This window comes from Vibrio algivorus (assembly GCF_030161215.1).
Taxonomy (GTDB): Bacteria; Pseudomonadota; Gammaproteobacteria; order Enterobacterales; family Vibrionaceae; genus Vibrio; species Vibrio algivorus.
The window spans coordinates 19,909-33,922 of record NZ_BSPV01000005.1 but is presented as its reverse complement, the minus strand read 5'-3'; the positions used below and the strand labels follow the sequence as shown (position 1 = coordinate 33,922).

The following is a 14,014-nucleotide window of genomic DNA, read 5'->3' as shown; positions in this document are numbered from 1 at the left end:
ATATGAACTTAGCACATACTATCGATGGTCCAATGACCAGCACACAGACTACATTAGCGACTCAACACAACTTTAATGCCGAGCTAGTTCAATTCGTCAATCAACAAGTGTTGCCACTAACCGATCTCGATCAGCAGAAATTTTGGGCTAATTTCAGCCAACTGCTGAATGATCTTGCGCCGAAAAACCAAGCGCTGTTAGAAACTCGTACTCGCCTACAAACTCAAATTGATGACTGGCATAAAAGTCACCCTAGATTTAATCAAGATGAATATCAGGCATTTTTACAACAAATTGATTATCTCGTTGAACAAGGCGACGATTTTCAAATCAGCACCCAAAATGTAGATCAAGAGATTGCTACACTTGCAGGACCACAACTTGTAGTACCAATTAAAAATGCTCGTTTTGCACTTAACGCCGCTAATGCTCGCTGGGGTAGTCTTTATGATGCTACGTACGGCAGTGACATTATTACTCAATCGGAAGGGTTAAAAGCCGGTAAGAAATACAATCCCGCTCGTGGCAAACATGTCATTGATTTTGCCAAAACCTTTTTAGATGACAGCTTCCCACTAAAACAAGGCTCACATCACGATGTTCAAAGCTATTCAGTGTATTTTCATCACTTATTGGCGACGTTCCCTGATGGTAGTCAATCTGGTTTAGCGCAGCCTTGTCAGTTTGTTGCCTCTAGTAATCCAGATGTAGAACCGACTTCTATCGTGTTGAAAAATCACGGCTTACACATCGAGTTAATAATTAACCGCAAAGGTGCCATTGGTCAGCATGACATTGCCGGCTTGGATGATATTCAAATGGAATCAGCGCTTTCTACCATTATGGATTTTGAAGACTCGGTTGCCACAGTCGACAGCCAAGATAAGTTGGAAGCCTATCGTAATTGGTTTGGTCTAATCACTGGCAACCTAACGGCCACGATCAATAAAGGTAATCAAACCCAGATCCGTCGGCTGAACTGTGACCGTAGTTACACCCATAAAAATGGGGATGACTATAACTTGCATGGTCGCTCACTACTATTAGTTCGTAATGTTGGCCACCTAATGACCAGTGATTTAGTTCAAACCTCGCAAGGCAAAAATATGCCAGAAGGGTTAATTGATGCGGTGATCACTGCCTTAATTGGCGCGATTGAAATTAAAAATCCATCAGCATGCCGCGTGACTAATAGCCGAACTGGCAGCATTTATATTGTTAAACCGAAAATGCATGGCCCAGAAGAGGTGGCATTCAGCAATGACCTATTTGAACGTATAGAGAAAATGCTCGATCTTGAGCCAAATACCATAAAAATGGGGATTATGGATGAAGAACGTCGCACAACCGTCAACCTAAAAGAATGCATCCGCGCCGCACAATCGCGCGTAGTGTTCATCAACACTGGTTTTCTTGACCGCACTGGTGATGAAATCCACACCAGCATGCAAGCCGGTGCTTTTAAACCCAAAGCGGATATTAAACAACAAACCTGGATTGAGGCTTATGAAAACAACAATGTTGAAGTCGGACTAGCGTGTGGCTTTACAGGCAAAGCACAAATTGGCAAAGGCATGTGGGCAATGCCCGATGAAATGAAAGCCATGATGGCAACTAAAGTGGCTCACCCAAAATCTGGCGCCAATACCGCTTGGGTACCCTCGCCTACCGCTGCCACATTGCACGCTTTGCATTATCACCAAGTGGATGTATTTGCCGAGCAACAAGCCGTTAGTGAACGCACACCAACGAATCAAGCGGATTTATTAACCCTTGAATTGCTAGAGGAAACACTTTCTCAACAACAAATTGAAGCCGAACTCGATAACAATATTCAAGGCATTTTGGGCTATGTGGTGCGTTGGGTAGAAATGGGGATTGGCTGCTCAAAAGTGCCTGATATTAATAATGTCGAATTAATGGAAGATCGCGCAACTTTGCGAATTTCCAGCCAACACATTGCCAACTGGTTATTACATAAAATTTGCCGCCCAGAGCAAGTAATGGACAGCATGCACAAAATGGCGCAAGTGGTAGATACACAAAATGCAGGGGCAGAAGGCTATCAACCTATGCTGCCAAATGTTGAGCAAAGCTTAGCGTTTCAAGCAGCAAGAGAGTTGATTTTCCAAGGCCAAAATCAGCCAAGTGGTTATACGGAACCGTTACTACACCAATATCGAGTTTGGGCAAAAGGGAATTAAGACCCTAGTTTCTAGTCCCTAGTAACGCTTCGCGGCTAGAAAAAGCCAAAGCCCTAGGAACCAGGAACCAGGAACCAATTAAAGTACACAAATTAACTTACAACTAATAAGAAATCGACAGCAACAATTTGACTATCCGATAACGAAACATAGAAGGGAATCATTATGCCAAATACAACCGATCAAAATAGCTATAAGCAACAACTTACTGATGCGCAAAACACCATCGAAAGCCAAGGCACCTGGAATGCCATCACGCCAGAATACGTGGCTCGCATGCGTCTGCAAAATCGTTTCCGAACAGGGCTGGATATTGCACGCTTTACCGCAAAAATTATGCGTGAAGACATGGACGCTTATGACCAAGATCCAGCGAACTACACGCAATCTTTAGGTTGCTGGCATGGATTTATCGGCCAACAAAAAATGATTTCCATTAAAAAGCATTTTGAAACCACCCGTGGCCGTTACTTATACCTTTCAGGTTGGATGGTGGCGGCAATGCGTTCTGAATTTGGCCCACTACCCGACCAATCTATGCACGAGAAAACCTCTGTGCCGATGCTAATTGAAGAACTGTACACCTTCTTAAAGCAAGCCGATGCGCGTGAATTAAATCATCTATTTAAAGATTTAGATGCGGCGCAAGCATCTGGCGATCAAGTGAAGGTTCAAGCGGTACAAAAACAAATCGATAATTTCGAAACTCATGTGGTACCTATCATTGCCGATATCGATGCCGGCTTTGGTAATGAAGAAGCGACCTACCTACTGGCGAAAAAGATGATTGAAGCAGGTGCATGTTGTATTCAAATCGAAAACCAAGTATCAGATGCCAAACAATGTGGCCACCAAGATGGCAAAGTAACCGTACCACATGAGGATTTCTTGGCAAAAATCAACGCAGTTCGCTACGCATTCTTAGAACTTGGCGTAGAAGATGGTGTCATTGTCGCGCGTACTGATTCACTAGGAGCAGGCCTGACACAAAAAATCCCAGTATCACAAACACCAGGCGATCTAGCCGACCAATACAATGCCTACATTGATGGTGTTGAGATCCAATCTCTGAGCGAACTTAGCTCAGGTGATATGGTACTAAAACAAGGTGATGCGGTGATTAAACCGACTCGTCTTCCTAATGGCTTAGTTCGCTTTAAACCAAACACAGGTGAAGACCGTGTGGTACTTGATTGCATCACTTCGCTGCAAAATGGCGCTGATCTACTATGGATTGAGACCGAAAAACCGCATATTGGCCAAATCGCAGGCATGGTAAATCGCATCCGCGAAGCAATTCCAAATGCAAAATTGGTGTACAACAATAGTCCATCATTCAACTGGACATTAAACTTCCGCCAACAAGTGTTCGATATGTGGGCAGAAGCAGGTAAGGATGTATCGGCTTACGATCGTGACCAATTAATGAATCAAGTGTATGACGGTTCGGATCTAGCGTTAGAAGCGGATGAGAAAATCCAAAGTTTCCAACGTGATGCGGCGGCGCAAGCAGGGATTTTCCACCACTTGATCACGCTACCAACTTACCATACTGCAGCGCTTTCAACTGATAACTTGGCGAAAGACTACTTTGGTGAGCAAGGCATGTTAGCTTACGTAGCAGGCGTTCAACGTAAAGAGATTCGTCAAGGTTTAGCTTCTGTAAGACACCAAGACATGTCAGGTTCAAATATCGGTGATGATCACAAAGAGTACTTCTCTGGAGACCAAGCACTGAAAGCGTCAGGTGAGAATAATACGATGAATCAGTTCTCTTAACGGAGGTAGAGTCTCGGGCGCTACGCTGCTCGTGGCTCGAAAAAGATTTATATTTAACTAGTTCCCTTAACCAAAAGCTTCTCATCTCTCTGTTGGCGAGAGATGGTGAAGCTTTTTTTTATGATTTTCGGAGCTCGGAATCTCGGGCGCGTTGCTGCTCGTAGCTCGAAAAAGACTCCAATCATTTTGAGAGATTCTGAACTGACATTCCTACCACACTCGAATTACGAGCAGCGAAGCGCCTAAGAACCGAGTCACGTAAACTCTTTTCGGCTCTCGAGCGAAGCGTCCTCGCAACTCGCTCCTAGGAACTAGGAACTCGATACTAACAACGTCTTCACCAACCCCGCCGCGATCGAAAACATAATCACTGCAATCACACTATCTAAAATCTGCCAGGTTTTCGGGTTAGCAAAAAATGGGATCAACTTTTTCGCAACATACGCCACGCCATAAAACCAAACCGCAGAAGCAGTTAAAGCCCCAACTAAGAACCAGCGCTTTTCTTCAAAGTTAAGTGATGAGGTAATGCCGCCGAGTACGAGAATCGTGTCAATATAAACGTGAGGATTCAAAAAAGTCATCGCCAAGGTCATTAGCGCCACTTTGATCCAATTACGGCTCACTTCTGAATTATCGATATCCAAATGACTTTGACCACACCATGCTGATTTTGCTGATAAAAAGCCATACCAACATAAAAAAACGATGCCGCATAAGGTTAACATTTCTGTCATCACAGGTGCTTGTTGTAATAATGCACCAACCCCTAGTACACCAGTACTGATCAGTAGAACATCGCCCATAAAGCATAATGTCGCCACCAACATCACATAGTTATTCTTCAAACCTGATTTAAGTAAAAAGGCATTCTGACTACCAATCGCCACGATTAGACTGCCTGATACAAACGCGCCTTTTAATGCCACACTTAACATGCTCTTTTATCCTTAGTTGTCATTGCTAGCTCACACTTGATAGACGCTAATATTGCGCTACAAAAGACATAAGTTAAAATTAAAATTTTTAAACAATCATAAGTATTACTTAAGTAAGGTGTGAAATGTTTGATTATAAATTACTCGAATCCTTAGAAAGAATCGCAGCACTAAGAAGTTTTGAAGCTGCGGCGCAAGAGCTCAATATTACTCAATCGGCTATTTCGCAACGCATCACCAATTTAGAACAGCGCGTCGGTTCAATCTTAGTACAACGGGGTAAATCCTTATCCCTCACTCCGACCGGTCAAGCCCTCGCCAATCATGTGATTAAAGTGAAACAGATGGAATTAGAACTCAAGCATTTAATGAGCGACAGCGTCCAATCGCATCCACTCAAAATTGTGGTCAACGCCGACAGTTTAGCCACTTGGTGGTTTAAGGCGACCAAAGATTTCAACCAACAGCACGATGTGATGTTCGACATTATGATTGAAGATCAGAGTGAAGGATTGAAGCATTTAGAAGAAGGCATCGTACTCGGTTGTCTATGCAGCAGCGACAAACCACTCAATGGCACCCGCTGCTACGCTTTAGGCCATATGGAATATCGCTTTTATTGCACCGAAGATTTTTATCAACGCTATTTTGCAAAGCGGGATCTAAGCATAGCTCTTGAACACGCTCCGGCGGTGATTTTTGGCGCTTCAGATAAATTGCACAAACAAGCACTGCAACAATGGGGATTTCACGCCAATTATCCCTATCACATTTGCCCTTCCAGTGAAGGTTTGGTTCACATGGTACAACATAGCCAAGGTTATGGCTTATTACCTGTGCTGCAAGCCGAGCCTATCATGGAACAATTGGTGGATATTTTTCCACACAATACCGGCATTCAAGTACCACTGTATTGGCACTATTGGCAACAAAGCGGCTCGGTGTTGGATAAGTTGTCTACCTTACTGGCATCGAATAAAACAAAAGAGTTAATCTTTTAACGGCACATAAATATCCGTAATAAGCTCATGCTCTGACACCTCAGGGAAGAAGTTTTGGTACTCAAAGAACATTGGGGCATCCGCTAATTCTTCACCGCTCTGTGGCAACCATTGCGCAAAAATAAAATAGATTTTGTTATCCATTAAATGATGTGGGCCAATATGGCGCAGATGAATATATCGACCACCTTGAATGGTTTTATCGACGATCCCAAAGTCATTATCTCCGACGGCTTGCTTTACTTCTCCACAGACATCAAAGCGGAATTGTTCCGCTGGCGTATTATTCGGATCGTTATACACAATACCGAAAGTGCGCGAAGAATTAACAGGGGAATAAGTCGTCTTTTTACGCCAATCAATAAATTGACTAATCGTGTTATTCAATAAACTTGGGGAGCCAATATGTTCTTTAACGGCGACTACAATCTGCTCTAAATTTTTAACACTGATCTCATCAAGTAATACGTTGTTATTAATCTCTTTCATCTTAATTCCTATTTTACTATCAAATTGTTCATACCAATCAGGCCATTGTGGCTCGCGACGAAATTGAGACGGTGATTGGTTGAAGTGACGCTTAAATGCGCGTGAAAAAGATTCGAGATAATCAAAACTCGCATCCAGTGCGATATCCGTAATACTTTTATGTGGCTGAAAAACCAATTGATAGGCAGCACGTTTTAATCTTACTTTCATTATAAAGGTCGTCGTGCTCATGCCGAAGATGGCAGAAAACTGACGATGAAAATGAAAACTCGAAAAATGAGCAACTTGGCTTAACGCTTCATAACTCATCACCTCATCAATGTGCAGGTAGATGTATTCGCATACTTTACGCATCCGCTGTAGATACTGCTGTTTATTTTTATCCACGCTCTTCCTCTCTTTCGCCACCAAGTATCAGATAAAAAGAAATTTATTACTTAACCTAAATTGCGGAGATAAAAGTAAGTATAAATACCGCTATCGTTTCAAAGCAAACGGACCAAATTGACACAAAAAAAGCGATCAATAAAAATATTGATCGCTTATCGATTTACAGCAACTACACCTAGGAACTAGGGACTAGAAACCGCTCTTTCTATCCTTCAATCCCCGCATGACGCAATAGCGCATCAATTTTCGGTTCACGACCACGGAAGCGTTTAAATAGCTCCATCGGTTCTTCACTTCCGCCCATTTCTAGGATGTTATTCAAGAAGCTTTGTCCGGTTTCTTGATTAAAGATCCCCTCTTCTTCAAAACGCGAATAAGCATCGCTTGAAAGCAATTCTGCCCATAAGTAGCTGTAGTAACCCGCGCTGTAGCCACCAGCAAAAATATGGCTGAAGGCATGGGAGAAACGGTTCCACTCTAGACTTGGCAGTACTGCAACTTTAGATTTCACATCTGCCAGTGTTTCTAGCACTTTCGCACCAATGTCAGGATCGTATTGCGAGTGCAGCGTGAAGTCGAACAGACCAAATTCAAGCTGACGCAAAATAAACATCGCCGATTGGAAGTTCTTCGCCGCCAGCATTTTATCCAGCATTTCTTTTGGTAATGGCTCACCAGTTTGATAGTGACCAGAAATGAACGCCAGCGCGTCTTCTTCCCAACACCAGTTTTCTAGGAACTGGCTTGGTAGTTCAACCGCATCCCAAGGCACACCGTTGATGCCAGATACCGCGGCCACATCCACTTGAGTCAGCATGTGGTGAATGCCGTGACCAAATTCGTGGAATAACGTCACCACTTCATCATGAGTAAACAGCGCAGGCTTATCACCGACAGGCTTGTTGAAGTTACAGGTTAAGTAAGCCACCGGAGATTGCACTGAGCCATCAGCAAGGGTGCGACGTACGCGGCATTCATCCATCCATGCCCCGCCACGTTTATGTTCACGGGCGTATAAATCAAGGTAGAAGCTACCACGCAGCTCGCCATTGGCATCGGTGATTTCAAAGAATTTCACCGATTCATGCCAAGTGTCCACACCCGCTTTTTCCGTCACCGTCATGCCGAATACGCGGTTTAATACTTCAAACAGCCCAGCTACCACTTTTGATTCAGGGAAGTATGGACGCAGCTCTTCATCAGAAATTTGGAACAGTTTTTGTTTTTGTTTCTCGCTGTAGTATGCGATGTCCCACAGGTTTAGCTCAGTCACGCCACATTCTTGCTCAGAAAATTGGCGCAGCTCTTCCACTTCTCGCTCACCTTGAGGCTTGGCTTTGGTAGCTAGATTATTCAAAAACTCCATCACTTGCGATGGGGTTTCTGCCATTTTGGTGGCGAGGGATTTTTCAGCATAAGAGCTAAAACCAAGCAGACGCGCGATTTCATGACGAAGTTTTAATTCTTCCGCCATCACTTCTGTGTTATCCCACTTACCTGCATTAGGACCACGATCCGAAGCGCGAGTCACAAAGGCTTCGTACATTTCTTGGCGCAATGCCTGGTTATCACAGTAAGTCATTACTGGAATGTAAGATGGCATTTCTAACGTTAGTAACCAACCGTCTAACTCTTTCGCTTCTGCATTGGCTTTTGCCGCTGCCATTGCCGATTCTGGCATACCGGCTAATTCCGCTTCCTCGGTAATGTGCTTCGTCCAACCCATGGTGGCATCAAGTACATTATTCGAGAACTTAGAACCTAATTCAGATAAACGCTTGCTGATTTCGCCATAACGTTTTTGTTGATCAGCTGGTAGACCAATACCCGATAATTCAAAATCTTTTAATGCATCGGTGATCGATTTTTGTTGCGCAGTATTGAGGTTAGCAAATTCATCACTGGCTTTAAGTGCTTTATACGCTTCATAAAGTCCTTTATGTTGACCAACCCAAGTGCCGTACTCAGACAATAATGGCAAACAGGCTTCATAAGCTTCACGTAGTTCTTCACTATTCTGAACCGAATTTAAATGGCTGACCGGTGACCAAAGACGACTTAAACGATCATCGGTTTCTGTTAATGGCTCACAAAGAGTATCCCACGTTGGCTTTTCACCACCAGCAAGTACTTTTTCAACTTGGGCACGGCAATCAGCAATCGCTTGCTCTACCGCAGGCTGGACATGCTCTGGTTTAATTTGAGAAAACGGGGGTAAACCATCTTTAGATTCAACGAATGAGAGTAACGGATTAGACATGAATGCTTTCCTTAATTCGTGTATCCCCTTCGTACTTGAAGCTGCAGCTTTGTTGACGGCGTGCCTCACTGCAACTCCAATTACTTTGGGAATAGTAATTCTTCTATATTTAGAAACTTTTCTTTAGATATAAATGTAGGCTAACTCACTAGATTTCAATGGTGCTGAAAGTAAAAACTGCTTTACGCTTTCTTTTATCAGGCAAGACACAAGAATATTCGGTATCATGGTCGGCAATATTGACCCAATTTCAAGAGATAAACCATGCTGAGTTATCGTCACAGCTTTCACGCTGGCAACCATGCCGATGTGGTAAAACACATAGTACAGAGCTTAATTTTGAATGCCTTAAAACAAAAAGATAAGCCGTTCGTTTACCATGATACGCATGCAGGTGTAGGCCGCTACGACTTAACTCACGAATGGTCAGAAAAAACTGGTGAATACAAACAAGGCATCGCACGTATTTGGGGACAAGATTTACCTGAAGAAGTGACTAGCTACTTAGATTCAATCAAAGAACTCAATAATAGTGACGAACTACGTTACTACCCGGGTTCTCCACGCGTAGCACGTGCTCACTTACGCAATCAAGACCGCATGGTATTAACAGAACTTCACCCCAGTGATCATCCGCTTTTAGAGCAAGAGTTTCATCGCGATCGCCAGGTTAGAATCCATCAAAAAGACGGTTTTGAACATTTAAAAGCCAGCTTGCCACCTAAAGAACGTCGTGGTTTAGTGCTCATCGACCCGCCTTATGAACTGGCTCACGAATACCAAGATGTGGTGAGAGCCATTGCACAAAGCCATAAGCGCTGGGCGACCGGTATTTATGCTATTTGGTACCCTGTCGTTTATCGCCATACTATTGATGACATGATTGCCGATCTTAAAAAACTCGATATTCGTAACATTTTGCAAATTGAATTAGGCGTATCTGCCGATAGTCTTGAGCGTGGTATGACCGCATCAGGCATGATAGTCATTAACCCACCGTGGAAATTAGAAAGTCAAATGACGGAAATTTTACCTATGCTACAACAGGCAATCGCACCAAGCACAGGCCACCACAAAGTTGAGTGGATTGTTCCAGAATAATCATTAATAAATGAAACCAGGGTTGCATAATCCATCTGCTACCCTCATTAAATAAAGACAGACATAACAGGTTACGGAGAACAAAATGACAACGCATTTTGATTACATTTGTATTGGTGGCGGTAGTGGCGGTATTGCATCCGCTAACCGCGCAGCTATGTACGGTGCAAAAGTGGCACTGATTGAAGCTCAAGATCTTGGTGGCACTTGTGTCAACGTAGGTTGTGTACCTAAAAAAGTAATGTGGCACGGCGCACAAGTAGCGGAAGCGATTAACCTGTATTCAAAAGATTACGGCTTTGATGTGGAGCTAAAAAGCTTTAACTGGGCCAAAATGGTGGAAAACCGTCAAGCGTATATTGGCCGTATTCATCAATCTTACGACCGCGTATTAGGTAATAACAAAATCAATGTTATCCGTGGCTTTGCTAAATTTGTTGATGAGAAAACCGTTGAAGTCAATGGCGAGCAATACACCGCCGATCATATTCTGATCGCAGTCGGTGGCCGCCCAACAATTCCAAACATTCCTGGAGCTGAGCACGGGATTGATTCAAACGGCTTTTTCGAGCTGAACGAGCAACCAAAGCGCGTTGCAGTGGTTGGCGCAGGTTATATTGCGGTTGAGATTGCTGGCGTACTTAGCGCACTCGGCACTGAAACTCACCTATTTGTTCGTAAAGAATCGCCGCTACGTAGCTTCGATCCTATGATTATCGACACCTTAGTTGAAGTAATGAACACTGAGGGCCCAACACTACATACCAATTCTGTGCCTAAAGAAGTCGTAAAAGAAGCTGACGGTAGTATTACCCTTCACTTAGAAAACGGTGAAAGTCAAAATGTTGATACCCTAATTTGGGCAATTGGTCGTCATCCAGCAACCGATGCGATTAACTTGGATGTCACTGGTGTGGCAACTAACGAGCGCGGTTATATCAAAGTGGATGAATACCAAGAAACCAATGTCAAAGGCATCTACTGTGTCGGTGACATCATGGAAGGTGGTATTGAACTCACCCCTGTAGCAGTCAAAGCCGGTCGCCAATTATCTGAACGTTTATTTAACGGTAAAACCGACGCTAAGATGGATTACAACCTAGTCCCGACTGTCGTCTTTAGCCATCCACCAATCGGCACTATTGGTTTAACAGAGCAAGATGCAAAAGCACAATACGGTGAAGACAATATTAAAGTCTACACTTCAGGCTTTACTGCTATGTATACTGCGGTCACTTCACACCGCCAACCATGTAAAATGAAGCTAGTTTGTGCAGGCGACGACGAGAAAGTAGTTGGTCTACATGGCATTGGTTTCACGGTTGATGAAATGATCCAAGGTTTTGCGGTTGCAATGAAAATGGGTGCAACCAAAGCGGACTTTGATGCAGTTGTCGCCATTCACCCAACGGGTTCGGAAGAGTTTGTTACTATGAGATAGTTTAACTATCCGTAACTTAAATCATAGCCTCACTTTTTAGTGGGGCTTTTTTATTCTAGCGCCATCAAATGAAACCTGCCAAGATATTTCAGGGCGTTTTAGCCTAGATAAACGACAAGCCATTCGTGATATCAATGCCGATAGCAGATTACATTAGGAAAACCAAAAACTGTGAGCAGGAATTATTGATTTAGATCTCGGTGTTAATCAATACTTATCAGTAGATCTCGAATACACTGGTTTAGGCAGTGATCGTAAACAATTTTTATTTATTTTTAATACTCACTTTTGAGCGTTTTTAACTAGTCTTTGCATTAAACATTGGCGTAAAATTTAAAATACTCACTCTAAGGACAGACGCTCACTATGTTCATTTTGCTTTTTTCCATGCTCTCATATTGGACTGGAACGCCAATCACGAGCTTAACCAATCCAGACTATCGCGCCTACGACTCACCGTATAATTATAATAATTTTCAGATTGGTGCTGGTTGGCAAACTGACGGTTTGGATATCAAGCTAGGTGGGAGCTATATGATTGATGAGAACTGGATCTTTACTGGCCACTATCAAAACTATTTTCTCAATGATGGAGACTTTCCAACCGGTGAAAATGCCTACGATTCCAAGTTTAGTCAAAGTGATGTCGCATTTGGTGCGTTATATCGCATGCCGCTGAATCCATCGCTCGATTGGGTTGTCGGTGGCGAACTGGGTTATGATTGGTACAAAGATCGTAAAACTAGCTCTACCGCTGATGATATTATTGGCATTGATTACGATGATCATAGTGTTGGTATAAAAGGTTTAACAGGCTTACGTTATAGCTTAACTCGCAACATTGATCTTGGTGCCGACATTGGCGCTAAATATGCCTATGACCGTACCTATTTGCAAACTTCTGCTGAGATGAATTACTACTTCACTGAAAATATTGCTCTGGGCGGCAGAGCCAGTTATGAAGACCATGATGGTCATATCGGTTTTTATATTCGAGTATCTAACTAATACTCACCAGATTTATCAGGCTTTCCTACTTTTTAATTCATTAAACGGTAAGATCGCGGCTAAACGCTGCCAGTCTAGGCGCGATAAAGTATAAATTAAGCTAAACTATAAATAATTACTTTCACTCACTTAATTTGTGTGTAATCAATGTAATTATCCATTACCATACCTTCATTAAGTATCGATACATTGATATTGGTTATTTCAAATAACGCCTTAATGACTCATCAATATTACAATAGAAATGAATGGATCTTATTCTATGTCTCGTCGCCCTCTATCTGGATTTGCCAACCTTAAGCATGGTGTAAGCCTCATCAGCACTTACCTAACCTCTGCACTGTTTTCGATTGCTTATGCCGCTTCAAGCCAAATTGGCGAAGTCACAACCGTACCTAAAGCTGGCACACCACAAAGCGCTCAAACAACCCAAGCGAAACCAACGAGTGGCAATCCAAATCGCCCAGCTAACTCAGATAAAGTATGGGATAGAATATTACCCATTGGTGGTCAAGTCGCAATTTATAATGGCTACGATTTGCCTCTGCCTTTTGGTGTCAGCTTTTTATACAGCTATATCGAACAGGATCAGACGATTAGCGATATGAAAATTGGCTATGGTGGCCCTGCGAATGTTGATATTGATTTTCTGTCTTTTGACCGATTTCGCAGCAAAACCAATACCCCACAATTAAAACTAGATGCTTGGGTACTCCCTTTTCTTAATGTATTTGCCACTGTTGGCCGTATTAAAGGCACCATTGATATTAAAATGAGTATGCCTAAAGGTAGTGTGGTGACTAGTGATCCGGTTACCAATGCAATTAATGATGGCATACAAGCCTACTGCGCCAAAAATCCAGTGAAATGTCGAGCAGGTAGTGCACTTAAACCAGATACGCCACCAGATATATTCAATGGTGAACCTTGGCGCCTCAATGCTGAAGCTGAAATTGAAGGTTACAACTACAGCCTTGGTGCGATGTTAGCAGGTGCAAGTGGAGATTGGTTCTATACTATGCCCGTGGTATACACCCAAACTAACATGAAGAAGACCAATGTAAGCGGCGGCACTCTCAATATTCAGCCACGTGTCGGTTATAATTTTGAACTCAACCATGGACTAGAGTTGGCGCTGTATACTGGTGCGAGCTATATGGACAGCAACCAAACCATTTCTGGTGGCTTTAACCTTGAAACGATGGAATCCACTCAAGATTTTGATGCACCGCATACCATTGCATTCGAAGTACATCAAGAAAACTCTGAAAAGTGGGCCGGCATTTTGGGCGCTAATTTTACAGTCAATAAGCACTTATCTGCCGCTATGGAGTATACCGGTGTAGTTGGTGATCGCCGCCAGTTGATTATTATGGTTAACGGCCGCTTCTAATCTTCTTCTA

The 14,014-nt window shown here is 43.0% G+C and carries 10 protein-coding genes; 7 read left to right on the top strand and 3 right to left on the bottom strand.

Features of this window, described 5'->3' with window-relative positions; genetic code table 11:
* Positions 1-32 precede the first annotated feature (32 nt).
* Both QQJ93_RS08450 and QQJ93_RS08445 read left to right on the top strand, forming a co-directional pair.
* Positions 33-2,204 (top strand): malate synthase G, encoded by a 2,172-nt coding sequence (locus QQJ93_RS08450; RefSeq protein WP_284186078.1) that lies wholly within the window; start codon positions 33-35, stop codon positions 2,202-2,204.
* 165 nt (positions 2,205-2,369) lie between these two features.
* Positions 2,370-3,983, top strand: coding sequence for an isocitrate lyase (locus QQJ93_RS08445; protein WP_089125024.1), 1,614 nt, complete (start codon positions 2,370-2,372; stop codon positions 3,981-3,983).
* A 311-nt stretch (positions 3,984-4,294) separates the two neighbouring features.
* Here QQJ93_RS08445 and QQJ93_RS08440 read toward each other — a convergent pair whose 3' ends face one another.
* Positions 4,295-4,921: a LysE/ArgO family amino acid transporter gene (locus QQJ93_RS08440; protein ID WP_089125025.1), complete on the bottom strand. Its 627-nt coding sequence runs from the start codon at positions 4,919-4,921 to the stop codon at positions 4,295-4,297.
* Positions 4,922-5,046: 125 nt separating this feature from the next.
* Between QQJ93_RS08440 and QQJ93_RS08435 the strand changes: the two genes are divergently transcribed.
* A complete protein-coding gene (locus QQJ93_RS08435) occupies positions 5,047-5,922 on the top strand; it encodes an ArgP/LysG family DNA-binding transcriptional regulator (protein ID WP_089125026.1) in 876 nt (291 codons plus the stop codon).
* Here the strand turns inward: QQJ93_RS08435 and QQJ93_RS08430 are convergent.
* A complete protein-coding gene (locus QQJ93_RS08430) occupies positions 5,911-6,798 on the bottom strand; it encodes an AraC family transcriptional regulator (protein ID WP_284186073.1) in 888 nt (295 codons plus the stop codon). The two genes, QQJ93_RS08435 and QQJ93_RS08430, sit on opposite strands and share 12 nt — an antisense overlap.
* 208 nt (positions 6,799-7,006) lie before the next feature.
* Positions 7,007-9,061 carry an oligopeptidase A gene (gene prlC / locus QQJ93_RS08425; protein WP_089125027.1) on the bottom strand — a complete coding sequence of 685 codons (2,055 nt, stop codon included), beginning with the start codon at positions 9,059-9,061 and terminating at the stop codon, positions 7,007-7,009.
* Positions 9,062-9,325: 264 nt separating this feature from the next.
* Between prlC and QQJ93_RS08420 the strand changes: the two genes are divergently transcribed.
* From QQJ93_RS08420 to QQJ93_RS08405, 4 genes are all read left to right on the top strand, one after another.
* Complete coding sequence (locus tag QQJ93_RS08420; protein ID WP_089125028.1) at positions 9,326-10,162, top strand: 23S rRNA (adenine(2030)-N(6))-methyltransferase RlmJ; 837 nt, start codon at positions 9,326-9,328, stop codon at positions 10,160-10,162.
* A gap of 85 nt (positions 10,163-10,247) precedes the next feature.
* Entirely contained in the window at positions 10,248-11,603 is a 1,356-nt protein-coding gene (gorA, locus tag QQJ93_RS08415; protein WP_089125029.1) for a glutathione-disulfide reductase, read from the top strand.
* 366 nt (positions 11,604-11,969) lie between these two features.
* Complete coding sequence (locus QQJ93_RS08410; RefSeq protein ID WP_089125030.1) at positions 11,970-12,611, top strand: outer membrane beta-barrel protein; 642 nt, start codon at positions 11,970-11,972, stop codon at positions 12,609-12,611.
* 262 nt (positions 12,612-12,873) lie between these two features.
* Positions 12,874-14,004 carry an outer membrane beta-barrel protein gene (locus tag QQJ93_RS08405; RefSeq protein ID WP_089125031.1) on the top strand — a complete coding sequence of 377 codons (1,131 nt, stop codon included), beginning with the start codon at positions 12,874-12,876 and terminating at the stop codon, positions 14,002-14,004.
* Positions 14,005-14,014 lie beyond the last annotated feature (10 nt).